At 70.7% G+C, this 23,479-nt stretch carries 20 protein-coding genes; 9 read left to right on the plus strand and 11 right to left on the minus strand.

The window, feature by feature from the left end; all coding sequences use genetic code 11:
- The first annotated feature begins 139 nt into the window (after window positions 1-139).
- Window positions 140-1,030 (plus strand): DivIVA domain-containing protein, encoded by an 891-nt coding sequence (locus ACIRD7_RS25985; RefSeq protein ID WP_403457318.1) that lies wholly within the window; start codon window positions 140-142, stop codon window positions 1,028-1,030.
- A 24-nt stretch (window positions 1,031-1,054) separates the two neighbouring features.
- On the opposite strand, the gene ACIRD7_RS25990 is transcribed toward ACIRD7_RS25985, so the two are convergent.
- The 3 genes from ACIRD7_RS25990 to ACIRD7_RS26000 form a co-directional block, all read right to left on the minus strand.
- The gene (locus ACIRD7_RS25990) at window positions 1,055-2,665 is read right to left on the minus strand and encodes a cation acetate symporter (protein ID WP_403457319.1); all 1,611 of its coding nucleotides are present in this window, start codon (window positions 2,663-2,665) and stop codon (window positions 1,055-1,057) included.
- Window positions 2,662-3,117, minus strand: a complete 456-nt coding sequence (locus tag ACIRD7_RS25995; protein ID WP_403457321.1) for a DUF485 domain-containing protein — start codon at window positions 3,115-3,117, stop codon at window positions 2,662-2,664. Before ACIRD7_RS25995 ends, ACIRD7_RS25990 begins: the two co-directional genes overlap by 4 nt.
- A 352-nt stretch (window positions 3,118-3,469) precedes the next feature.
- Complete coding sequence (locus tag ACIRD7_RS26000; RefSeq protein ID WP_403457322.1) at window positions 3,470-3,613, minus strand: hypothetical protein; 144 nt, start codon at window positions 3,611-3,613, stop codon at window positions 3,470-3,472.
- Between the two features lie 254 nt (window positions 3,614-3,867).
- On the opposite strand from ACIRD7_RS26000, the gene ACIRD7_RS26005 reads away from it, so the two are divergent.
- Window positions 3,868-5,421 carry a hypothetical protein gene (locus ACIRD7_RS26005; protein WP_403457324.1) on the plus strand — a complete coding sequence of 518 codons (1,554 nt, stop codon included), beginning with the start codon at window positions 3,868-3,870 and terminating at the stop codon, window positions 5,419-5,421.
- On the opposite strand, the gene ACIRD7_RS26010 is transcribed toward ACIRD7_RS26005, so the two are convergent.
- The 3 genes from ACIRD7_RS26010 to ACIRD7_RS26020 all read right to left on the minus strand — a co-directional run bounded on the left by ACIRD7_RS26010 (window position 5,405) and on the right by ACIRD7_RS26020 (window position 7,209).
- The gene (locus ACIRD7_RS26010; protein ID WP_403457326.1) at window positions 5,405-5,626 is read right to left on the minus strand and encodes a DUF397 domain-containing protein; all 222 of its coding nucleotides are present in this window, start codon (window positions 5,624-5,626) and stop codon (window positions 5,405-5,407) included. The genes ACIRD7_RS26005 and ACIRD7_RS26010 overlap by 17 nt on opposite strands.
- Window positions 5,598-6,437 carry a Scr1 family TA system antitoxin-like transcriptional regulator gene (locus ACIRD7_RS26015; RefSeq protein WP_403457327.1) on the minus strand — a complete coding sequence of 280 codons (840 nt, stop codon included), beginning with the start codon at window positions 6,435-6,437 and terminating at the stop codon, window positions 5,598-5,600. Before ACIRD7_RS26015 ends, ACIRD7_RS26010 begins: the two co-directional genes overlap by 29 nt.
- Before the next feature lie 277 nt (window positions 6,438-6,714).
- A complete protein-coding gene (locus ACIRD7_RS26020) occupies window positions 6,715-7,209 on the minus strand; it encodes a GNAT family N-acetyltransferase (protein ID WP_403457329.1) in 495 nt (164 codons plus the stop codon).
- Between the two features lie 131 nt (window positions 7,210-7,340).
- On the opposite strand from ACIRD7_RS26020, the gene ACIRD7_RS26025 reads away from it, so the two are divergent.
- A complete protein-coding gene (locus tag ACIRD7_RS26025) occupies window positions 7,341-8,522 on the plus strand; it encodes an alpha/beta hydrolase family protein (RefSeq protein WP_403457331.1) in 1,182 nt (393 codons plus the stop codon).
- Here ACIRD7_RS26025 and ACIRD7_RS26030 read toward each other — a convergent pair.
- Window positions 8,503-9,978 (minus strand): MFS transporter, encoded by a 1,476-nt coding sequence (locus ACIRD7_RS26030; RefSeq protein ID WP_403457510.1) that lies wholly within the window; start codon window positions 9,976-9,978, stop codon window positions 8,503-8,505. The two genes, ACIRD7_RS26025 and ACIRD7_RS26030, sit on opposite strands and share 20 nt — an antisense overlap.
- Before the next feature lie 453 nt (window positions 9,979-10,431).
- On the opposite strand from ACIRD7_RS26030, the gene ACIRD7_RS26035 reads away from it, so the two are divergent.
- Both ACIRD7_RS26035 and ACIRD7_RS26040 read left to right on the plus strand, forming a co-directional pair.
- Window positions 10,432-11,220 carry an ABC transporter ATP-binding protein gene (locus ACIRD7_RS26035; RefSeq protein WP_266515779.1) on the plus strand — a complete coding sequence of 263 codons (789 nt, stop codon included), beginning with the start codon at window positions 10,432-10,434 and terminating at the stop codon, window positions 11,218-11,220.
- Entirely contained in the window at window positions 11,217-13,781 is a 2,565-nt protein-coding gene (locus ACIRD7_RS26040) for an ABC transporter permease (RefSeq protein WP_403457332.1), read from the plus strand. The genes ACIRD7_RS26035 and ACIRD7_RS26040 overlap by 4 nt, the downstream gene beginning before the upstream one ends.
- A gap of 86 nt (window positions 13,782-13,867) precedes the next feature.
- Here ACIRD7_RS26040 and ACIRD7_RS26045 read toward each other — a convergent pair whose 3' ends face one another.
- Complete coding sequence (locus ACIRD7_RS26045; RefSeq protein WP_403457333.1) at window positions 13,868-15,322, minus strand: DUF2079 domain-containing protein; 1,455 nt, start codon at window positions 15,320-15,322, stop codon at window positions 13,868-13,870.
- A 321-nt stretch (window positions 15,323-15,643) separates the two neighbouring features.
- Between ACIRD7_RS26045 and mfd the strand changes: the two genes are divergently transcribed.
- Window positions 15,644-19,174: a transcription-repair coupling factor gene (gene mfd / locus ACIRD7_RS26050; protein WP_403457334.1), complete on the plus strand. Its 3,531-nt coding sequence runs from the start codon at window positions 15,644-15,646 to the stop codon at window positions 19,172-19,174.
- 30 nt (window positions 19,175-19,204) lie between these two features.
- Here mfd and ACIRD7_RS26055 read toward each other — a convergent pair whose 3' ends face one another.
- Window positions 19,205-19,621, minus strand: coding sequence for an SgcJ/EcaC family oxidoreductase (locus ACIRD7_RS26055; RefSeq protein ID WP_403457336.1), 417 nt, complete (start codon window positions 19,619-19,621; stop codon window positions 19,205-19,207).
- A 34-nt stretch (window positions 19,622-19,655) separates the two neighbouring features.
- Window positions 19,656-20,252, minus strand: a complete 597-nt coding sequence (locus ACIRD7_RS26060; protein ID WP_403457337.1) for a TetR/AcrR family transcriptional regulator — start codon at window positions 20,250-20,252, stop codon at window positions 19,656-19,658.
- Between the two features lie 160 nt (window positions 20,253-20,412).
- Between ACIRD7_RS26060 and ACIRD7_RS26065 the strand changes: the two genes are divergently transcribed.
- Window positions 20,413-21,294 (plus strand): hypothetical protein, encoded by an 882-nt coding sequence (locus tag ACIRD7_RS26065; RefSeq protein WP_403457340.1) that lies wholly within the window; start codon window positions 20,413-20,415, stop codon window positions 21,292-21,294.
- 142 nt (window positions 21,295-21,436) lie between these two features.
- Here ACIRD7_RS26065 and ACIRD7_RS26070 read toward each other — a convergent pair whose 3' ends face one another.
- Complete coding sequence (locus ACIRD7_RS26070; protein WP_403457341.1) at window positions 21,437-21,619, minus strand: Rv0909 family putative TA system antitoxin; 183 nt, start codon at window positions 21,617-21,619, stop codon at window positions 21,437-21,439.
- A 203-nt stretch (window positions 21,620-21,822) separates the two neighbouring features.
- On the opposite strand from ACIRD7_RS26070, the gene ACIRD7_RS26075 reads away from it, so the two are divergent.
- Together ACIRD7_RS26075 and ACIRD7_RS26080 are read left to right on the plus strand one after the other, a co-directional pair.
- On the plus strand, window positions 21,823-22,590 hold the full coding sequence (locus tag ACIRD7_RS26075) for an HNH endonuclease family protein (RefSeq protein ID WP_403457511.1): 768 nt from the start codon (window positions 21,823-21,825) through the stop codon (window positions 22,588-22,590).
- A 94-nt stretch (window positions 22,591-22,684) separates the two neighbouring features.
- Window positions 22,685-23,428, plus strand: a complete 744-nt coding sequence (locus ACIRD7_RS26080; protein WP_403457342.1) for an N-acetyltransferase — start codon at window positions 22,685-22,687, stop codon at window positions 23,426-23,428.
- Window positions 23,429-23,479 lie beyond the last annotated feature (51 nt).

The following is a 23,479-nucleotide window of genomic DNA, read 5'->3' on the forward strand; positions in this document are numbered from 1 at the left end:
GTATACCCCCGTGCCCCCGCGCACCCCTCGCGCCCCGCCACCTGCCCGGAGTGTCGCGTTATGAACGCCTACACCCGATCCATCAAGATGTGCGCTAAATCATCATTTTCACATCAGGTCGGTGGAAGGGGTTCTGAGGATGAGCGGCAGCGCACCGGGCTCGCTCCACGACTTCGTGGTCGTACGGGGGCGTGGCTACCGTCCCGACCAGGTCGACGCCTATGTCGACGCCCTCTTCCGCGACCGGGACGCCGCCTGGGAACGGGCCGCCCGGCTCACCGTACTGGCCAAGGAGATGGAGGCCGAGGCGGAGCGGCTGCGGGAGCAGGTGGCGCAGCTCGCTCCGCAGACGTACGAGTCGTTGGGTGAGCAGGCCCGGCGGCTGTTCGAGCTGGTGCAGGAGGAGGCCGCGGCCGTGCGCGAGAGTGCGCGCAGCGAGGGGCAGGCCCTGGTGGACAAGGCACAGGCCTGGGCGGACGGCATCCGGGAAGCGGCGCAGGCGCACGCCGACTCCCTGCGCGTGGAGGCCGACGCGTACGTCGAGGAGCGGATGCGCGCGGCGCGGGCCGAGGCCGACGAGCACCGGGTGGCCGCGCGGCGGGCGGTCCGGGAGGCGCGCGGGCTGGAACTGCTCGCGCTGCGAGATCTGCGGCACCGGACCACCAAGATGCTCACCGAGCAGGCCCGGGACCACGGCACGCGATGGGGTGACGCCAAGAAGGAGGCCGAGCAGCGGCTGGCCGCGCAGGAGGCGGCTCACCAGGAGCGGCTGGCGCTGGCCGAGGCGTCGCTGGCCGAGGCGAAGCAGATCTTCGCGGACGCGCAGGCCTCGGCCCGGCGGGCACAGGAGGAGGCGCAGGCCCGCGCGACGGAACTCCTCACGCAGGCCCGTGAGCGGTCGGACGAGATCGCCCGGGAGACGGAACAGGTGCTGCGCGAGCACGGGGAGATGTGGGACGACGTCCGCACCCACATCGGCCAGATGCGCAACAGCCTGACGGCGCTCACCGGCCAGACCATCCAGGAGTGAGCGCCGGCGCCGGCCTTGCCGGTGTCAGTTCCCCCTGCGCACCGCCCCCGCCAGAATCCACCCCTCCACGGCTTCGTACTGGCGGCGCTGCTCCTCCGACTGCCGCCGCCCGGAGATGGCGGTCCCCAGCCACCCGAACAGGAAGCCGGCCGGGATCGACACCAGACCGGGCGTGGTGAACGGGAACCAGTTGAAGTCGGCTTCCGGGAAGGCCGCCACCGGCGACCCGGAGACCAGGTTGGTCCCCGGCATCAGCGCCAGCACCACCGCCGAGCCGCCGATGAGGGTCCACAGCAGACCGGCCCGGGTGTACCGGCGCCAGAAGAGGCTGAGGACGAGGGCCGGCGCGATGGCCGAGGCGCCCAGCGTGAACGACAGGGTCACCAGCGGCTGGAGGCTGCGGTGCTGGACCATCGTCGCCAGCAGGATCGCCGGGACGCCGACCGCCAGCGCCGACAGCCGCGCCAGCGCCATCTCGCGGTGGCCGGACAACTCCCGGACCCGGGTGGCGAACAGGTCGTGGGCCAGCGAGTTCGCGCAGGCGAGGATCATGCCCGCCACCGAGGCGAGCACGGTCAGGAAGATGGCCGTGGTGACCGCCGTGAACAGCAGGCTCTCCGCGGTCGAGACCTCGGCGCCGAACACGGCCCGGGAGCCGAGCAGATAGGCCGTGTTGCCCTGCGGATCCGCCCCGGCGATCACCTCACGCCCGATCAGCGCCGTCGCGCCGAAGCCGACCACCGTGATCACCAGAACGAACAGCGCCACGCTCGACACCGCCCAGGACATCGACCGGCGTACCTGGCGGGCGCCGGTCGCCGTGTACATACGCATGGTGATGTGCGGCAGCACCGCCCCGCCGAGGACGACCGCGAGCTGGGAGGTGATCATGTCGACGCGCGGATACGGACTCCCCGCGAACTGCAGTCCCGACTCCAGGAACGCCGAGCCGACGCCGCTGCGCTCGGCCGCCGCGCTGAACAACGCAGCCGGATCCCAGTCGAACCGCCGCAGCACCAGGACGGCCACCACAGCGCCCGAGCCGAGCAGCATCACCATCTTCAGGATCTGGATGAGGGCCGTGCCCTTCATACCGCCGATGGCCGCGTAGCTGATCATCAGCACGCCCAGGCCGATGACGCACCCGGTCTTCAGGCCGTCGCTCGAAAAGCCGAGGATGAACGCCAGCAACTGCCCGGTCCCCGCCAGCTGCACCAGCATCAGCGGGACCAGCGCGGCCAGCGTCACCGCGCACGCCGCGACCCGCACGCCCCGGCCGGGCATACGGCGGGCCAGCGCGTCGCCCATCGTGAACCGGCCCGCGTTGCGCAGGGGTTCGGCCAGCAGGAACATCAGCAGCATCAGCGACAGGGCGGTGCTCAGCGCCAGCACGATCCCGTCGTAGCCGCACAGCGCGACCACGCCGGTGGTCCCGAGTACGGTGGCCGCGCTGATGTAATCGCCGCCGATCGCGAGGCCGTTGCGCATGGGGGACAGGGAGCTGTAGCCCGTGTAGAACTCGTCGAGGTCGTCCCGGTCCGGGCCGGTCATCACGCACAGCAGGAGCGTGACGGTGACCACGACGCAGAACGCCACCAGCGACATCGCCTGCGCGTTTCCGCTGAAGTTCGTCATCGGCCCGTTCCCCTCTTGCCCGCCTCGCGCTTGGCGTCCACCGCGGCCTCCTTGCGGATGCGGTCCGCGATCGGGTCGAGGTAGCGGCGGGCGGTGTACTCGTACAGGCCTATCGCCAGCCAGGTGACGGGAAGTTGGAGCAGCGCGAGCAGCAGGCCGGCGGGCAGTCCGTCGGTGACCGTGCTGGTCATGAACCCGGGCGCGCAGGCGGACAGGAGCAGGAACAGCGTGAAGTACCCGAGTGCGGTGAGGGTCGCCGTGCGCCGCTGCCAGCGGTAGGCGCTGCGCAGGACCCGCAGGTCGCTGTGGTGCCCGAGGGGCGGGTGGTCGGGGACTCGGTGGCGTGGCGGTTCCGGTGGGGCGGACGGTTGCCAGGGGTAGGTGGCGTACTGCGGGGGAGAGTGCCTCGGGGGAGACGAGTGCGGTGAATATGGGTCGTACGGGGTGGACATCCCGGTACTCCTTGCGTGGCTCGGGTCCGGCGCGGCGGACCGCAGGGAGGTGGGGGGCGGGCGAGCCACGCACGTTACTTCGGAGTACCGGCATGCGCGAGGGTTTCGGCAAACTGAGTGGTCGGTTTGCGCCCACTGATGCCGAACCGTGTCTGACCAGCGGTGTTACCGCCGTTAACTCTGACTTTTAAGCGCCTGTTTGGGGACTGAGGGCAACCGAGTGGCTACTTCAGGTGCAGCAGCGCCGCGGTGGCGGTCACGTGCTGCCCCAACGCGGGAAGGGCCGGTCAGCCCTAGGGGGGAACGGCTGGGGCAAGCACTCGAGGTGCCGACGCGGACAGTGACATGCCTCTCAGAAACGGCCGCAGAGCCATGACAGGAACCACCCGCACAGGGATGCGCCGACGGCCGTGGCGGCGCCGGTGACCAGGCCGTTGAGCGCGGTACGGGACAGGCGTAGGGGGCGACGGCGGTCGCAGCGGGGGTTCTTGCGCATGGCGCACTGCTCCTCGGGGTTTCACGGATCAGCCGCATCCGGTGCGGACAACTGAGAGCATGAGCCCCCCGAGAATTTGTGCGAAAGCTGCAACTAACGTTGTGACCAGGAATTTTGAAGACCCCGGACAGACGTCGGGGCCAGAGGCGGGGCCACAGGAGCGTGCGCCCGGCCGGCGCCGGGGGCGTCCACTGAAGGAACTCGACCCCGATCTCGGCCCGGCTGTGCGGGGCTGGGCGACGTACGCGCGTCGCGTGGTCGGGGAGTTATGGCCGTCACGGCAGGACGCGGCCCGCGCGCTGGCCACGGAGAAATCGGAGCTGTCGCGGATCCTCGCCGGCAAGCTGATGCCGGCGAGAGAGTGGCTCGCCGTACTCCACGAGGCCCGTGAACGCGTGGCCGGGATGCCGGTGCCGGCCGAGGAGAAAGCGCGCGTCTTCGCCCTGTACATGGACGCGCTGAAGGAATCCGAGGACGAGGCGGCGAGGCGGCCCGCGGGAAAGAAGCCGTACCAACAGCGGTGGGCCCGCTACGACTTGGAGCGGAAGCTGGAGGCGGCCCAGGACCGGCAGCGGGCCGTCGAGACGGAACTGGCGGAGGCGCTCAAGGCGCGGGGGAGACTCGACGGGGCGGTCGCCGGTCTGCACCGGGAGCTGAGGACGGCTCAGGTCGCCGCCTCCGCCCGCGAAGCCGGTGTGCTGGAGCTGCGACGGCACAGCGAATGGCAGCAGCGGCAGCTGAAGGCGGCTTCCGCGTATGTACAAGACCTCGAACTCCGGCTGCGGAGCAGTGAGCAGCAGCGTGAGCAGATGGCCGTGACCGTCCTCCGCCTGGAGGCCGAGGTCAGGACGCTCCGAGGTCAGGTGACCCGCCTCAGCGAGGAGGAGAGCAGGCGGCGGGTGGCCGCACCCGTGATGGCGACGGTCGGAACGGGCCGGGTGGAGGGCGGCGCGAGCGGGTCCCGCAACGGGCCGCGGCGTGACGGCTGGGTCCCTGTGGGGCAGGGGCGCTCACCTACCGGATGGATGATCACCCACTTGAGGAGGCCTTCTCCCCCCTACTTCACTCCACCGAGGAGGATCGGGTTCGCGGTGGCCGTCGTCGCCCTGGTGCTGGGGACGTATCTGTCCTGGGAGCCGCTTGAGGACCTTCGCGCGTATCAGCGGGCGCAGGTGTGCGCGGTGACCGAGGCCGCGACGACGGAGGACTGCGTCGGGCAGGAGACCGGCGAGGTCGCGCAGAAGGACTCGTACGAAGAAGGGGACAAGGAGACCAAGCAGACCATCTACGAGCTGACGGTGCGGAGGGACTCGGGAAGCTTTGAGACGCATCGGGTCGACAGCGAGGTCTACAGCGCGGCGGAGGTCGGGCGCGAGGCGGGCTTCACGATCTGGCGCGATCGTGTGGTCGAGATCGCGGTTCAGGAAGAGACGTTCGAACTGACGCCGATGGGCGCGGACCTCGCTTGGCGCCTGGCCGTCCTCTGGGTGGGGCTTGGGCTGCTGATGTGGTCGCTGCTGGGCAACGGGGAACTCGGGGAGTTCGGTTGGCAGATCTTCGGCAGGGCCTTTGGGTGGGCATTCGCCGGAGGCGGTCTGTGGAAGATCGGAACAGAGGTGATGGGCAGGGGGCCCGTGGCACTCGGACCCACGCTGGTATGCGGCGTGTTTGTCGTTGTGGGTGTGGGGTTCGCCTCGTTCTTCGGAGATGACTGGACGGGCGGTCCGGAGTCGGCGTGGCGGTTGTGGCTGGACAGGCTTTCTCTCTGGCGTCGCCGAAGAAGGGGTGCGCTCAGGGAGACGTGGTGAGAGACGTGACGAACGCCGACCAGGCGGGCGCCGAGAAGACGATCGCCGGGCCGGTGGGGTTCTTGCTGTCGCGGACGGGGACGTGGGTGGGGCGGGCGGCGTCGTTGACTTCGAGGCAGTCGCCGCTGCTGCCGCCGCTGTAGCTGGACTTTTTCCAGCCGGTCAGTACCGACGCGTCAGGGATGCTGGTCTCGCTGCGCTTCATGCTCGTAATCCTCCGCGACCGACCTGATCAGCGCCAGGGACTGGCGGTGCGACAACGCGTCGCCCAGCGCATGATCGTAAGCCACCTGACATTGGCGGACCACGGACGGAAGTTCCCAAACCCGGCCCGACTTCAAGCCTTCCACATATGCGATGGGCGGGAGGTCCTCGAACCACATGAGTGAGACGAAGCCCTCCAACAAGGCGTGGTAGCCCACCGCGAAGGGCAGGACATGGACCCGGATGCGCTGGCTCTCCCCCAGCGCAGCAATGTGACGGAGCTGCTCGCACATCACGGTTGGGCCGCCGATGGGCCGCCGTAGCACCGCCTCGTCGAGCAGTGTCCACACCTTTGGTGAGCCGAACTCCTCGAGGATGCCGCCGCGTTCGAGGCGGGTGGCGAGGAGCTCGTCGCGTTCTGCGGCACTCTTTGGCGAAGCGCCAGAACTGAGCACCTCGCGCGCGTAAGCCGGGGTTTGCAGGATGCCCGGTACCAACTTGGGGGCATACTCCCGGATCTCGCTTGCCTTGCCCTCGAATTCGAGGGCCTCTTCGAAGTGCTCTGCCACCTTGCGGCCATCCAGGATCGGCAGAAAGTTCACAAAGAACCCACCCCCCTCCAACACCTGATCCAACCGCCGCGCGTCATCCGGATCCGGCCTCCGCCGCCCCGCCTCGATATGCGCGATGTGCGTGCGTGACATCACCGCACGCTGGCTCAACTGCTCCTGCGTGAGCCCCGCCGCCTCGCGCCGCCGCTTCAGCTCCGCCCCGTACTGCTCCCGCGAACGCGGATTGTCCTCGATCGCCACGTCGGCAACTCCCCTCCGTGCGCACCCCGTTGTCACGCTGAGCCACCTTCCGAGCGTACCCAGGGTGACGTCACTGTGTGCAGACAACAGCACGGAAAGTGAAAGGCGGCGGCATGGAACAGGCGGACCAGCACAAAGACCCGTTCGAGGAGGTGGCCGGACCCTGGCTCACCCTCCGCGTGTCCCGGGACGGTGGGCGCACGTGGGGACCCACAGTGACGTACCAGCCCTCCCGCAAGGACACGCCCTTCGACCTCGCGGGCCGGTTCCCGCCCTGTCAGTGCCCGAGATGCGCGCGCCGGTAGCGGACCCCGGGTTGGCCCTCGATCGGGGTCTCCTCCACGGCGACGAAGGCGTTACGCTCCAGGACCGTCCGGGAGGCCAGGTTGTCCAGAGTCGTCCTCGCCTCCAAGGACGTCAGCCCGTACGTCGTCCCGGCCAGCCGGCACAGCCGCGCCACCGCCGCCGTGGCGACTCCCTTGCCCGCCGCGGACTCTCCCACGCGGTACCCGAGTTCGGCGGAGCCGTCTATGGCGTCCATCAGGTTGACCCGCCCGACGAGGCGCCTCTCGTCGTCCAGCACCACGTGGAAGTGACAGATCCCGGCGTCCTGTTCGGCCAGGAGCGCCGCGTGCCTGGCCGCGAACCCCGCGGGGGTGAAGTACGCGTCCCCGCGGTCGGGCACCGTACGGGCGAAGTACTCCCGGTTCTCGCGCTCGAAGGCCAGCAGGGCGTCCGCGTGGTCGGCGCGCAGGCGCTCCAGGGTCAGCATGGGGACAGGGTAAGGGTGTGTGTCAGGGGCCGGTCAGACCGGGGAAGTACATCCGCACTACCCTCCGGCACCCCCGGCCTACGACCGTCGGGCGACGTCAGGCAGGGGGCGCGCGGCCTAGCGTCCTGTGCATGAACAGACCACGCTTCTTAGCCGCCGCGGCGGCCTCCGTCGTGCTCGTGATCGGGCCGGCCCTCGCTCTGCCCGCGCTCGCCGCCGCCCCCGCATCCTCCCCAGCCCCCGTCGCCGCATCCGCTACAGCCCCTGTCGCGGCATCGGTCCAACTGCCCCGCCCCTCCGGTCCCCACGCCGTAGGACGCGACACGCTCCACCTCGTGGACGGCGACCGCTCCGACCCCTGGGTGCCCTCCGCCGGTCCGCGGCAGCTGATGGTGTCCCTGTACTACCCCGCGCGCAGGGGTACGGGCGGGCCGGCAGCTCCGTACATGACCAGGGAAGAGGCACGTCACCTGCTGGAGTTGAGGGTGCCCGGCTCCACCGTCCCGCCGGAGGCGATCAGCGGCGTCGGGACCTGGGCGCGCACAGCGGCGCGCCCCGCGCACGGCAGGTTCCCGCTCGTCGTGCTGTCGCCCGGGTTCACGCTCCCGCGCGCCACGCTCACCGGCCTCGCCGAGGACCTGGCCAGTCGTGGATATGTCGTCGCACTGGTCGACCATCCGTACGAAAACGCCGGCACGACCCTGCCCGACGGTCAGACCCTGCCCTGTGCCATCTGCGACGACTCCGCCTCGATCGGCGGCAAGGCCGTCGCCGAGAGCCGGGCCGCGGACGTCTCCTTCGTGCTCGACCGGCTGACCGGGCGGCACCCCGCGTGGCGGTACGCGCGCGTGATCGACGCCGAGCGGGTCGGTATGGCCGGGCATTCCATCGGCGGCAACGCGGCCGTCGCGACGATGGCCGCCGACGCGCGCGTGCGGGCCGGTGTGAACATGGACGGCGACTTCTTCGCGCCGGTCCCCGCGGACGGTCTGGACGGGCGTCCGTTCCTGATGTTCGGGGCCAAGGACAGGTCGCCGAACGACACGACCTGGGACGAGTCCTGGAGAGACCTGGACGGCTGGAAGCGCCGGCTGTCCGTCACCGGAGCCGACCACGGCTCCTTCACCGACGTACCGCTGCTCGCGAGGCTGGTCGGAATCCCGGACGCCGAACCGCTGCCGTACGAGCGCTCGCTGGCCCTCACGCGCGCGTACGTGGCCGCCTTCTTCGACCTGCACCTGAAGGGCGTACCGCAGCCGCTGCTCGACGGACCCTCGCCGGACCACCCCGAGGTCAGCGTCCGTCTCCCGTAGCGGCGTCGCTGGTGGCCCGGTCCGCGGCCTGGTCGTCGGCCTCCTTCAGGACCGGGAACCGCCTCGGCGCCAGCAGCAACAGCACCAGGAAGGCCAGCGCCGCCGCGCAGGACGCCCCCAGATACACGGCGTGCACCGCGTCGGCGATGGCCCTCCTGGTCGCCTCCGGGGCCGTACCGCCCAGGTCCAGGGCCCGCGTCACCGAGTCCAGGTCGCCCGCCCCGCCGAGCCGTGCCGCCAGTACGCCGTTGGCCACCGCGCCGAAGCCCGCCGCGCCCACCGTCTGGCCCACTTGCCGGCAGAACAGCACCGACGCCGTCGTCGTGCCCCGCTCCGACCAGCCGACCGTCGACTGCACGCCGACGATCAGCGGGAGTTGGAACAGGCCCAGCGCGGCGCCCAGCAGGAGCATCAGCAGTGCCGGCTGCCAGGCCTGACCGGGATACGGCAGGAACAGGAACGCCAGCAGGATCAGCGAGGCCGTGCCGATCCCCAGCATCGCGGTGTTGCGGAAGCCGATCCTTCGGTACACGTGCTGGCTGAGCGCCGCCGACACCGGCCAGCTCAACGTCCAGACCGACAGCACGAATCCGGCCGCCACCGGCGCGAGGCCCAGCACCGCCTGGGCGTACGTGGGCAGGAACACCGTCGGGGCCACCATCAGCAGTCCCAGCGCGCCCAGCGCCAGGTTCACCGCCGCGATCGTGCGGCGCCGCCACACCCACCCGGGGATGATCGGCTCGGCCGCCCGGCGCTCCACCAGCACCACGACCGCCACCAGCGCGAGTCCCGTACCGAACAGGGCCACGGACGGTCCCGACCACCACGGCCAGGCCACTCCGCCCTGCACCAGGGCCGTCAGCAGCACACCGCCGCACGCGAACACCGCCAGCGCGCCCGCCCAGTCGATCCGCGCGCGCGGCCCCCTCCGCCGCCGCTCGGGCTCGTGCAGATGGCGCGCGATCAGCCACAACGCCACCGCGCCTATGGGCAGGTTGATGAGGAAGATCCAGCGCCAGTCCGCGTACGCCGCGAGGATCCCGCCCAGTCCGGGTCCCGCCACCGCCGAGACCGCCCACACCGTGGACAGCTTCGACTGGATCTTCGGGCGCTCCTTGAGCGGGTACAGGTCGGCCGCCAGCGTCTGGACGGTGCCCTGGAGGGCCCCGCCGCCCAGGCCCTGCACGATCCGGAACGCGATCAGCGACCCCATGTTCCAGGCCACCGCGCACAGCAGCGAGCCCAGCAGGAACACCGCGGCCCCCGCGATCAGCACCGGCTTGCGGCCGAAGGTGTCGGAGAGCTTGCCGTACACCGGGAGGGTCACCGTCACGGCGAGGAGATAGCCGGAGAAGAGCCAGGAGAAGACGGAGAAGCCGCCGAGGTCGCCGACGATCTGCGGTACGGCCGTGGAGACGATGGTGGAGTCGAGCGCGGCCAGCGCCATCGCGAGCATCAGGGCCGCGACCACGGCCCCTCGTCTGTCGGTCCTGCCCACCGGGCTCCTCTCCTGGTGCTTCCCGTCGCCGCGCGTTGCTTTCCCCTTGCATCTATCCGGCGCGCACCAGCTTCCCACTTGACCCTGACGCCGCGGGAGGGTGGAGGCTCGATGGGCCCGAGGGGGGAGCCGACCCTGACCCGCGCTCCACCGGAGGGAGGAGAGCCCCTAGGGGGACCTCCGTACTAGGTCTCGGGGAGGGTTGGTACCGCCGGAGGACGAGACGGCCGGGGCGCCGTCCTTAACCTGGCTTTACGCCGCTGGGGGGCGGTTTACCGAACCGGCGGGGGTGGGGTTTTCCCCCGCACAAGAGGGGGCCCGGCACCAGCGCGCCGGACCCGTCCCCGCCACGAGACTGACGGACGTACCGGTTTTCGTGACCGACCTGCTGACCGACTTAGGAGACATACCGTGACATCGGCTGTGACCATTCCCAGGCACGGGGGTACTGGAGGGCGTACGGCCGTTGCCGCGCGGGCGCGGCAGGTCGTCAAGGCGTACGGGTCGGGGGAGACCCGCGTCGTGGCCCTGGACCATGTGGACGTGGACATCGCGCGGGGACAGTTCACCGCGATCATGGGCCCCTCGGGGTCCGGCAAGTCCACCCTGATGCACTGCCTCGCCGGGCTCGACACCGTGACCGGCGGTCAGATCTACCTGGACGACACCGAGATCACCGGGCTGAAGGACAAGAAGCTCACGCAGCTGCGCCGGGACCGGATCGGCTTCATCTTCCAGGCGTTCAACCTGCTCCCGACGCTCAACGCGCTCGAGAACATCACGCTGCCCATGGACATAGCGGGCCGCAAGCCGGACAAGCAGTGGCTCGCGCGGGTGGTCGACACGGTCGGGCTCTCCGACCGGCTCAAGCACCGGCCCACCCAGCTCTCCGGCGGCCAGCAGCAGCGTGTCGCCGTCGCCCGCGCCCTGGCCGCCCGCCCGGAGATCATCTTCGGTGACGAGCCGACCGGAAACCTCGACTCGCGCGCGGGCGCCGAGGTGCTCGGCTTCCTGCGGCGGTCCGTCGACGAACTCGGTCAGACCATCGTGATGGTCACCCACGACCCCGTGGCGGCCAGTTACGCGGACCGGGTGCTGTACCTCGCCGACGGACGCATCGTCGACGAGATGTACAAGCCGACCGCCGACGCCGTCCTGGACCGCATGAAGGACTTCGACGCCCGGGGGCGTACGTCATGACCGTCCTGAGGACCTCCCTGCGCAACTTCTTCGCGCACAAGGGGCGGATGGCCCTGTCGGCCGTGGCGGTGCTGCTGTCGGTGGCCTTCGTGTGCGGGACGCTGGTGTTCACCGACACGATGAACACGACGTTCGACAAGCTCTTCGCGACCACGTCGTCCGACGTCACCATCTCCCCGAAGGACACCAAGGCCGACGACACCCCGCAAAGCGGCGTCCCCGAGTCGCTGCCCGCCTCGCTGCTGGCACGGGCCGAGCGGGCCGACGGCGTCAAGTCCGCCGAGGGCGCGGTCAGTTCGATGAACGTGACCGTCGTCAACAGCGACAACAAGAACATGGGGTCGACGACCGGCGCGCCCACCATCGCCGGCAACTGGACCAAGAACGACCTGCGTTCCATGGAGATCACCTCCGGACACGCCCCGCGCGGGCCCACCGAGGTGATGGTCGACGCCGACACCGCCGACAAGCACGACCTGAAGCTCGGCGACGAACTGCGCACCATCGCGCAGACCGGTGACTTCACGGCGCGGATCGTCGGCGTCGCCACCTTCAAGGTGACCAACCCCGGTGCCGCGGTCGTCTACTTCGACACCGCCACCGCACAGCGCGAACTGCTCGGCGCGACCGGCCGGTTCACCCAGCTCAACGTCACCGCCGCCACGGGCGTCAGCGACGAGCAGCTCAAGCGGAACGTCACGCAGTCCCTGAACGGCACGTACAAGGTCCAGACGCAGGCGGAGACCGCGGACGAGAACCGTGAGGGCGTCGGCGAGTTCATGAACGTCATCAAGTACGCCATGCTCGGCTTCGCCGGCATCGCCTTCCTCGTCGGCATCTTCCTGATCATCAACACCTTCTCCATGCTGGTCGCCCAGCGGACGCGGGAGATCGGTCTGATGCGGGCCATCGGCTCGTCCCGCAGGCAGGTCAACCGGTCCGTGCTGGTCGAGGCGCTGCTCCTCGGCGTCGTGGGCTCCGTCCTCGGCGTGGCCGCCGGGGTCGGCATCGCCATCGGGCTGATGAAGCTGATGTCGATGGCCGGCATGAACCTCTCCACCGACGACCTGACCGTGAAGGTCACCACCCCGATCGCCGGAGTGGTCCTGGGCGTCGTCGTCACCGTCCTCGCCGCCTACCTCCCGGCCCGCCGCGCCGGCAAGGTCTCCCCGATGGCCGCCCTGCGGGACGCCGGTACGCCGGCCGACGTGAAGGCGGGCTGGATCCGGGGTCTGATCGGCGCGGTGCTCACCGGGGCCGGCGCGTTCGCCCTGTACACGGCGGCCACCGCCGACAAGGCGAGCGACGGCGCGCTGATGCTGGGCGCGGGCATCGTCCTGTCCCTGATCGGCTTCGTCGTCATCGGCCCGCTGCTGGCGGGCGCCGTGGTCCGGGTGATCAGCGCGGTGCTGCTGCGGGCCTTCGGTCCCGTCGGACGGATGGCCGAGCGCAACGCCCTGCGCAACCCGCGCCGCACCGGCGCCACCGGCGCGGCCCTGATGATCGGCCTCGCGCTGGTCGCCTGTCTGTCGGTCGTCGGCTCCTCCATGGTCGCCTCGGCCACCAGCGAGCTCGACAAGTCGGTCGGCGCGGACTTCATCGTCCAGGGCAACCAGCGGATCGTGCCGCAGGCCGAGAAGGCGATGCAGCAGAGCCCGGACCTGGCCCACGTCACCCGCTACAAGATGCTCGACGCCGAGCTGACCACCCCGGACGGCAAGACCGAGGACAGCGACATCACCGCCGCCGACCCGACGTACGCCGAGGATCTGCGCCGCCCCACCACGGCGGGCACGCTGTCGGCCGCGTACGGCAAGGACGCCATGTCGGTCGGCTCCGACTACGCCAAGAAGCACGGCGTGAAGGTCGGCGACACCATCTCCGTCGCCTTCAAGGGCGGCCGGACCGCCGAGCTGAAGGTCGCCGCCGTCACCGACGACGACACCTCCATCGACCAGGGCGCGCGGTACACCAGCATCGAGACGATGCAGAAGTACGTCCCGGCCGACCGGATCCCGCCGAACGAGATCATGTTCGCCAAGGCCAAGGACGGTCAGCAGGACGAGGCGTACGCCGCTCTGAAGAAGTCCCTGGAGCCGTACCCGCAGTACCAGGTCCGTGACCAGACCGACTTCAAGGAAGAGCTGAAGGACCAGGTCGGCCAGCTGCTGAACATGGTCTACGGCCTGCTCGCCCTGGCGATCATCGTGGCGGTCCTGGGTGTGGTGAACACCCTGGCGCTGTCGGTGGTCGAGCGGACGAGGGAGATCGGCCTGATGCGGGCGATCGGCCTCTCCCGCCGCCAGCTGCGCCGGATGATCCGCATGGAGTCGGTGGTGATCGCCCTCTTCGGTGCCCTGCTCGGCCTGGGGCTGGGCATGGGCTGGGGCGCGACGGCCCAGAAGCTGCTGGCTCTGGAGGGTCTGAACGTCCTGGAGATCCCGTGGCCGACGATCATCGGGGTCTTCGTCGGATCGGCCTTCGTGGGCCTGTTCGCCGCCCTGATCCCGGCGTTCAGGGCGGGCCGGATGAACGTCCTGAAGGCGATCGCGACCGAATAGCCACCGCACACGGGGGTTGCGGGGGACGGGCCCGGTCCGAAGGTACTGCCACCTTCGGACCGGGCCCGGCTGTCATGGGGCCGCGCTCAGCCCGCCGTGCGCCGCTCCAGGAGTACGACTCCGTAGGCGGTGCCCTTCGTGGTGTACCGGGCGTCGGGGTGCAGGGTGCGGGCGTAGGCCTCGACGTCGCGGTAGCGCTTGCGGGAGTTGTCGAGGGCGATGAAGTCGGGTTCGACGCCCCGGGCGTTGCTGACCCAGAAGACCCGGCAGCGCGAGGTGAGCCGGCTGATCGGCGCGATGTTCGCCTCGACGGAGGCGCCGTCGGGAACCTCGGCCAGGAGCCGCTCGATCGCGCTCACGCGCGCGGGCTTGCGGTAGATCTCGCTCTCGGCCAGCGCGGACAGCGGCAGCGAGGTGGTCAGCGCGAGCGCGGCGGCCGCGACGGCGGCGGGCACGTGACGGACGTACGAACGCAGCCACGCGCGCGTGCTGTGCCTGCCGGCGACGAGGGCGTCGACGAGCGCCAGGGTGACGACCGGCATCAGGACGGCGTTGTAGTGCCAGTCCGTCCCCCAGTACTGCGCATAGGAGGAGACGAAACGCCAGCCGACGGTGGGCAGGGCGACGAGCAGGATCGGGGACCGCAGGGCGAGCAGCCCGGTCGTGGGTATCAGAAGCCAGGCGAGCGTACGGAGCTTGGTGTCGAGGCCGTCGAACGGGCCGCCGCCGCCCGACTCGCTCACCTTGTCCCAGTAGTCGTAGGTCCCCGCGGAATTGAAGCCCGGTATGACCACCAGAAGCGTCACCGCGAGGGCCACCACCCCGAGCACGGCGACGCCGATCGCGTACCGGTACGCGCGCGGGGAGTCCTGGCGGGCCCGCCAGGCGACGACCAGGGCGATGGCGGTGAGGGTGAACCCCAGGTCCTCCTTGACCAGGACGAGCGGCACGGCCCACAGCAGCGCGGCCCGCCACCGCCGCGCGAGAAGCGCCTCCAGGGAGAAGGCGATCAGCGGCACGGCGAAACAGATCTCGTGAAAGTCGAAGTCGACGGCCTGCTGGAGCCCCCACGACAGCCCGTACGCGACACCGATCGCCAGCCCCCGCTGCCGCCCGAGCAGCCGGGCCGCGGCACGGGTGACGGGAACGACGGACAGCGCGAAGAGCGCGGCCTGCGCGACGAGCAGGGTGACCGGCGAGGGAAAGACCCGGTACAGGGGCGCGAGGAGCGCGGTCACCGGACTGAAGTGATCCCCGAGGATGTTGAACCCCGGCCCCTTCAGGTCGGCGATCGGTGCCTGAAGGTGCGCGTAGGAGCGGATGACCTGCTCGAAGATGCCGAGATCCCACGAACGCTGGCCCAGGTGGCGGTAGCGGCCCACGGAGATGACGGCGTAGGCGGTGAAGAGGGCGGTGGCGAGGAGCCACGGGTCTCGCCGTGCGCCGTCGGGCCGGGTGTGGCCCGGCTCGCTGGGGGCGGGTGCCGGTATGTGGGGGTCCGAGGACGCGTCGGGGGTGATGGAGGCGGCAGGGGTGGGCATGGGGGGACCTTACGCGTTGCCGTGCTCGGTTTTTCGCCCGCCTGTGCGATTCGGTCCGATGGGGGGTGGAGTGGCCGAGGGGCGGCTGAGAAGCGGCCGAGGGGCGGCCGAGAAGCGGCTGAGAAGCGGCCCAGGAGCGGTCCGAGGAGTGATCGAGGAGTGATCTAGGACACGGGCCCCCAGTCGCGGAGAACCGGCGTTATCCACAGGCCCCGGCGTCCGCCCGCGCAGCGACGTACGCTGGAACACCCGGCTCGTCCCACGCTCGTGCCACGTGTCGGGCCCTTCGTGTTGCCCACCCCTGGACGGAAAGCGCCCTCCATGAGTCTGCACGGTCTGCTCGACGCCGTAGTCAAGGACACCGCCCTCGCGGAAGCGGTCACGGCGGCCGCAGACGGCAACCGCATGCACGTCGACCTGGTCGGCCCCCCGGCGGCCCGCCCGTTCGTGGTCGCCGCCCTCGCCCGTGAGGCCGACCGCCCGCTGCTCGCGGTGACGGCCACGGGACGCGAGGCGGAGGACCTGGCTGCGGCCCTGCGCTCCCTCCTCCCCGCCCAGGGCGTCGTGGAGTACCCGTCCTGGGAGACCCTGCCGCACGAGCGCCTCAGCCCTCGCAGCGACACCGTGGGCCGTCGCCTCGCCGTCCTGCGCCGCCTCGCCCACCCCAGCTCGGACGACCCCGAGACGGGCCCGGTCTCCGTCGTCGTCGCGCCGGTGCGCTCCGTGCTTCAGCCGCAGGTCAAGGGCCTCGGCGACCTGGAGCCGGTGGCGCTGAGGACCGGACAGACCGCCGACCTCAACGCGATCGTGGACGCCCTCGGGGCCGCCGCGTACGCGCGCGTGGAGCTCGTCGAGAAGCGCGGCGAGTTCGCCGTACGAGGCGGCATCCTCGATGTCTTCCCGCCCACCGAGGAACACCCCCTGCGCATCGAGTTCTGGGGCGACGACGTCGAGGAGATCCGCTACTTCAAGGTCGCCGACCAGCGCTCCCTCGAAGTCGCCGAGCACGGCCTGTGGGCCCCGCCCTGCCGCGAGCTGCTGCTCACGGACGACGTGCGCGCACGCGCGCGTGCCCTCGCCGAGGCGCACCCCGAGCTCGGCGAACTGCTCGGCAAGATCGCCGAGGGCATCGCCGTCGAGGGCATGGAGTCCCTGGCGCCGGTCCTCGTCGACGACATGGAGCTGCTGCTGGACGTCCTGCCCAAGGGCGCCATGACCGTCGTATGCGATCCGGAGCGGGTACGCACGCGTGCCGCCGACCTCGTGGCGACCTCACAGGAGTTCCTGCAGGCCTCCTGGGCCGCCACGGCCGGCGGCGGCGAGGCGCCCATCGACGTCGGCGCCGCCTCCCTGTGGTCCATCGCGGACGTCCGCGACCGGGCGCGCGAGCTGGACATGATGTGGTGGTCGGTGTCGCCGTTCGCCGCCGACGAGACGCTCGACGCGGACACCCTCAAGCTCGGCATGCACGCCCCCGAGTCCTATCGCGGGGACACCGCGAAGGCCCTCGCCGACACCAAGGGCTGGCTCGCCGACGGCTGGCGCACGGTCTTCGTGACCGAGGCCCACGGCCCGGCGGCCCGCACGGTCGAGGTGCTCGGCGGTGAGGGCGTCGCGGCCCGCCTGGAGGCCGACCTCGGGGAGATCGCCCCGTCCGTCGTCCATGTCGCCTGCGGCTCGATCGACTACGGCTTCGTGGACCCGGCGCTCAAGCTCGCCGTCCTGACCGAGACCGACCTGTCCGGGCAGAAGGCGGCCGGCAAGGACGGCGCCCGGATGCCGGCCCGCCGCCGCAAGACCATCGACCCGCTCACCCTGGAGGCGGGCGACTACATCGTCCACGAGCAGCACGGCGTGGGCCGCTACATCGAGATGGTGCAGCGCACCGTGCAGGGCGCCACGCGCGAGTACCTCGTCGTCGAGTACGCGCCCGCCAAGCGCGGCCAGCCCGGCGACCGGCTGTACATCCCCACCGACCAGCTGGAGCAGATCACCAAGTACGTCGGCGGCGAGGCGCCCACCCTGCACCGCCTGGGCGGCGCCGACTGGACGAAGACGAAGGCGCGGGCCAAGAAGGCCGTCAAGGAGATCGCGGCCGACCTGATCAAGCTCTACAGCGCGCGCATGGCGGCCCCCGGACACGCCTTCGGCTCGGACACCCCCTGGCAGCGCGAGCTGGAGGACGCCTTCCCGTACGCCGAGACCCCGGACCAGCTGACCACCATCGCCGAGGTCAAGGAGGACATGGAGAAGTCGGTCCCGATGGACCGCCTGATCTGCGGTGACGTCGGCTACGGCAAGACGGAGATCGCGGTGCGGGCCGCGTTCAAGGCGGTGCAGGACGGCAAGCAGGTGGCCGTACTCGTGCCCACGACCCTGCTGGTGCAGCAGCACTTCGGGACGTTCTCCGAGCGCTACTCGCAGTTCCCGGTGAACACCCGGGCCCTGTCCCGCTTCCAGACCGACACCGAGGCGAAGGCGGTCCTGGAGGGCCTGCGCGAGGGCTCGGTGGACATCGTGATCGGCACGCACCGGCTGTTCTCCTCGGAGACCAAGTTCAAGGACCTGGGCCTGGTCATCGTCGACGAGGAGCAGCGCTTCGGCGTCGAGCACAAGGAACAGCTGAAGAAGCTGCGCGCCAATGTCGACGTCCTGACGATGTCCGCGACCCCGATCCCCAGGACCCTGGAGATGGCGGTCACCGGCATCCGCGAGATGTCGACGATCACGACCCCGCCCGAGGAGCGCCACCCGGTCCTGACCTTCGTCGGCCCCTACGAGGAGAAGCAGATCGGCGCCGCGATCCGCCGCGAACTGCTGCGCGAGGGCCAGGTCTTCTACATCCACAACCGGGTCGAGTCGATCGACCGCGCGGCCGCCCGGCTGCGCGAGATCGTCCCCGAGGCACGCATCGCCACGGCCCACGGCCAGATGTCCGAGCAGGCGCTGGAGCAGGTCGTCGTCGACTTCTGGGAGAAGAAGTTCGACGTGCTCGTCTCGACGACGATCGTCGAGTCCGGCATCGACATCTCCAACGCCAACACCCTCATCGTGGAGCGCGGCGACAACTTCGGCCTGTCCCAGCTGCACCAGCTGCGCGGCCGTGTCGGGCGTGGGCGCGAGCGCGGGTACGCCTACTTCCTGTACCCGCCGGAGAAGCCGCTCACCGAGACCGCCCACGAGCGCCTCGCCACCATCGCCCAGCACACGGAGATGGGCGCGGGCATGTACGTGGCCATGAAGGACCTGGAGATCCGGGGCGCGGGCAACCTGCTGGGCGGCGAGCAGTCCGGACACATCGCCGGCGTCGGCTTCGACCTGTACGTCCGCATGGTCGGCGAGGCGGTCGCGGACTACCGCGCCTCGCTGGAGGGCGGCGTGGAGGAGGAGCCGCCGCTGGAGGTCAAGATCGAGCTGCCGGTCGACGCGCACGTCCCGCACGACTACGCCCCCGGCGAGCGGCTCAGGTTGCAGGCCTACCGTTCCATCGCCTCCGCCAACACCGAGGCGGACATCACCGCCGTACGCGAGGAACTCGTCGACCGCTACGGCAAGTTGCCCGAGCCCGTCGAGAACCTCCTGCTGGTGGCGGGCCTGCGCATGCTGGCACGCGCGTGCGGCGTCGGCGAGATCGTCCTCCAGGGCAACAACATCCGCTTCGCGCCGGTGGAGTTGCGCGAGTCGCAGGAGCTGAGGGTCAAGCGCCTGTACCCGGGCACCGTCATCAAGCCGGCCGTGCACCAGCTGCTGGTGCCGCGCCCGAAGACGGCGAAGGTGGGCGGGAAGCCGTTGGTCGGACGGGAGTTGCTCGGGTGGGTCGGGGAGTTCCTCGCGTCGATCCTGGGGTCGTGATCCGGGCCGGGGTGCGGTCTGCGGCAGTTGTCAGCCGACCCGCACCTCGGTGTTCTGGCAGGCGTGCAGCAGCCACCTCCCGTCGTCCTGCTTGGTCATGACGTACAGCGGGGCGCCCTCGGTGTCGCCCGTGGGCGAGTGGTAGACCTGCCGCACCTTGACGGCAGCCACGTCGGGCCGCAGGAACTGCGTGTGCGCCACCTCGTAGGTGACCTCGCCGTCCCAGGTCGCGGCGGGCAGCACGGCGCGGGTGAACTCGGCGATGGCGTCGAGGCCGATGAGGACCTTGCCGTGGGCGGTCGTCCAGAGGGCGTCGGGGTGGAAGAGGGCGAGGAAGCCTTCCGGGTCCTTGGCGCGCTGGGTGCGCTCGACTGTGGCTACGACCTCGGTGATGGCCTTGAGGTCGGCGTCGGTGTGTGCACTTGCGTGTCCCGTTTCGGTGGTCATGCGGATCACTCTGGGACATCAAGTGGGGTTGAGGTCAAGCCTTTTCGCGTGCCTCGCTCCGGAACATCATCACCGCCAGCGTCCGGAACACCTCCTCGGGATCCTTGTCGCCGACCGGGCCCTCCAGGTTGTGGCTGAGGAGCAGCGTGGCGAAGCCGTGGGCGAGGGACCAGGCGGCGACGCCGGCCAGGCGGGCGTCGATTCCGAGTTCCTCGGGGTGCATGGCGGAGACGGCGCCGCGCAGGGTGTCGGCGGCGAGGGCGCGGGCCGTGGTCAGTTCCAGGTCGTCGGTGCGCAGCAGCTCGGGCGCGAACATCACCTGGAAGTGCGCGGGGTGCTCGCGCGCGAAGCGGACGTAGCGCACACCCGCGTCCTTCAGGTCCGTGGCCTCGATGAGGGCGGTCGCCAGCAGCCCGAAACCCTCGGCGGCGATCGCGGTGAGCAGACCGGTCCGGTCCCTGAAGTGATGGGCGGGCGCAGCGTGCGAGACACCGGCACGGCGGGCGAGGTCGCGCAGGCTGAGCGCGGACGGGCCGTCGGTGGCGATGGCGTCCAGCGCGGCGGTGAGGATGGCCCGGCGCAGGTCGCCGTGGTGGTAGGGGCGGCGGGACGGCTCTTGTGCGGCTGTCATGGCAGCAGCGTACGCGCAATCTTGGCATCGACAAGTTCCTTGGATCTAGGCATTGACAAGTTTGGGTGGGCGAGGCAATCTTGTCAGTGTCAAGTTGGAGAGATCGGCCGGGTCTGCCGGGAGGTCGGTCCTCGGGACTTCGAACTGGGGGAGTCGCGTCATGAAGGAGCTCAACGGCGGCCTGGAGCCGGGTCGCGTACGTCAGCTCTGGCATCTGCTGGAGCCGCTGCACGCGGTGCTGTACTACGCGCCGGAGGCCTTCGAGGAGGCGGCCGCGCTCGGTTACGACACCAAGGAGCGCTGGCCGAGTTACTTCCCGTACCGGACCGCGCCGTTGGGGGCGGTCGGCGCGCGGAGCGTCACGTCCGCCTTCTACAGCTTCAGCCCGCGCATGGTGGCCGAGCACATCGACCCCGCATGGAAGACCGCGAGCCCCGAGGCTCTGCTGCGAGCACGGACACGGGGCGTGGACCGGGCCTACCGCGCGATACTCGGCGACCGCACGGACAGCCCCGAGTTGGCGGAAGCCGCGGCGCTGGCCCGCCGCGCGGCCGAGGCGGTGAACACCGAGGGGCGCCCGCTCGCCGCGGCCAACGCCGCCCTGGACTGGCCGCAGGCCCCCCACCTCCAGCTCTGGCACGCGGCGACCCTGCTGCGCGAACACCGCGGCGACGGTCACATAGCGGCCCTGCTGGTGGCCGGCCTCGACCCCGTCGAATCGCTCGTGTCGTTCGCCGCGATAGGCGCCGCGTCCGTCGAGCGCTTCGAAAGCCGTGGCTGGAGTGCGCCGGAGTGGGCGTCCGCCCGCGATCGCCTGGCCGCCCGAGGGCTGGTCGACGCCGACGGTACGGCCACGGAGGCGGGCCGCGAACTGCGGCGCACCGTCGAGGAGCACACCGACCAACTCGCCGCCGCGCCCTGGCTGTCGCTCACGGAGGACGAGGTTGACCGGCTGGTGGGACTGCTCGGCGAGTTCTGGGTGGCGGTGCTGTCCTCGGGGCTGCTGCCGTCGGAGACGACGCTGGGCATCGGGAAGGTCTGAGAAGCCCGGGATTTGAGTGCCGCACGGTGGTGTCGGCAGTCAGAAGCCGCCCGCAGGAGCTGCGGCTCCGCGGACGGCCTCGGTTGCCCAGTGGTCCACCAGTGGTCCGTCTGTGTTCCGTCTGTGGTCCCCGCTCGCGCCCCTACTGCTGCTCGGGCCTGTCCCGGTCCATGCCGGCCTGGCGCTCCATCCGCTGCTGCGCCTCGTCGACCTGGCGCTCGTGCTTGTTGCCCGTCCGCTCGTTGACCTTCTGCTCGGCGGTGTCGGACATGTCCCTTGCCTTCTGCTGCGCCTGGCGGTTCTTGAACCTGTCGAAGATGCCCATCCAGAGCTCCTTCCAGAGGTGATTCACCACCGACGATACGCCCGAGTTGCGAAGTATGCGCGACTCGCGTCCTGATGGTCTGGACCTCCGCCCGTACCTCCCGAATGCCGCCGTGCGCCGGGTCGCTACCGTGTGCGCGACGGTGTACCAGGGAAGACCGCAGATGCGGGGCGGACGGGCAGCAAGGGGAGGGACGCGTCGTGATGCCTCTGAGGGGCGGGGCGGCGAGCGCCGCGGCGATGCTCGGCATGGTGCTGGTTCTGGCGGGTTGTGAGAACGTCGATCTGCCGGTCGACGACGGGCCTTCGGGCTCCGCCCCGGCCGGTGGATCCGGTCGCGCCGTGAGCCCACTGGACAACCCCGACGGCACGAAACCGGGACTGGCGCCGCTCACCTCGGACGCCGACCGGGCCGAGGCGCGGGCGATCATCGGCAAGGTGACGACGAAGGGCCGCGGCCCCAAGACGGGTTACGACCGGGACGAGTTCGGCTACGCGTGGATGGACTCGGCCCCGGGCGGCATCCCGTTCGCCCGCAACGGCTGCGACACCCGCAACGACCTGCTCAAGCGCGACGGGGAGGACGTCCGCTTCCGCTCCGGCTCCGACTGCGTCGTGATGTCCATGACCCTGGACGACCCGTACACGGGCCGGACGATCGACTGGGCCAAGTCCCGCGCCACGACCGTGCAGATCGACCACGTCATGCCGCTGTCGTACGACTGGCAGATGGGCGCCTCGCGCTGGCCCAAGGGCAAGCGCCAGGACATCGCCAACGACCCCCTCAACCTCATGCCCGTCGACGGCCCGACCAACGGCTCCAAGGGCGACTCGGGCCCCGCGTCCTGGCTGCCCCCGAACAAGGGGATCCGCTGCTCGTACGCGGTGCGCTTCGCCCAGGTGTCGCTGAAGTACGAACTGCCCGTGACCGCCGCCGACAAGGACATGATGCTGCGCCAGTGCGGTGGGTGACCCGACGTGCCGGCGGCTGCCGAGCAGTGGACTGCCGCCCCGTGAGCCGAAAACGGCTTTCCGGTGCGGGTGGCCCGACCTTACGGTTTCGGGCATGGAACTGAAGGTGGCGAGCCTCGCCGAGCGCCCCGAGATGGTCGATCGGGTGCTGGAAATGCCGAACACCTGGCCGGAGTTCGTCGTCAACGACCTCGTGGGCAACGCCCACTACGCCCGGATCCCGCGCGAGCTCCCCGAGTACGCGCTCTTCGCGGAGGACGAGCGGGGCGAGGTGGTCGCCCACGCCTTCAGCGTCCCGTTCGCCCTGCACGCCGAGGGACGCGGGCGGCTGCCCGACCGGGGCTGGGACCAGGTGCTGGTGTGGGCCTTCGCGGACCAGCGCGCGGGGGTGCGGCCCGACACGGTCAGCGCCATCTCCGTTGTCATCGCCCCGCACGCGCTGGGCGGCGGCCTGTCCGCCCGGATGCTCTCCGCGATGCGTGACCACGCCCGTGCCCACGGCTTCCGTGAGGTCGTCGCCCCGGTCCGCCCCAACGCCAAGCACCTCGAACCGCACACGCCCATCGAGGAGTACGCCCACCGGGTACGCCCCGACGGCCTGCCCCACGACCCGTGGCTGCGCGTCCATGCGCGGGCCGGGGCCACCATCGACTCCGTCGCCCCGGCCTCCATGACCGTCGCCGGTTCGCTGGAGCAGTGGCGCGGCTGGACCGGGCTGCCCTTCGACGCCCCGGGTGACGTCGAGGTGCCGGGCGCGCTGGTGCCGGTGCGGTGCGAGCCGGAGCGGGACCAGGCGGTGTATGTCGAGCCCAATGTGTGGATGCGGCACCCGCTCTGAGCCCTCCGGGGCGAGCGGAGCCGGGGCGGGGGCGCGCGGCCGGCGGCGGAA

It is taken from the genome of Streptomyces sp. NPDC093568, assembly GCF_044764945.1.
Lineage (GTDB): Bacteria > Actinomycetota > Actinomycetes > Streptomycetales > Streptomycetaceae > Streptomyces.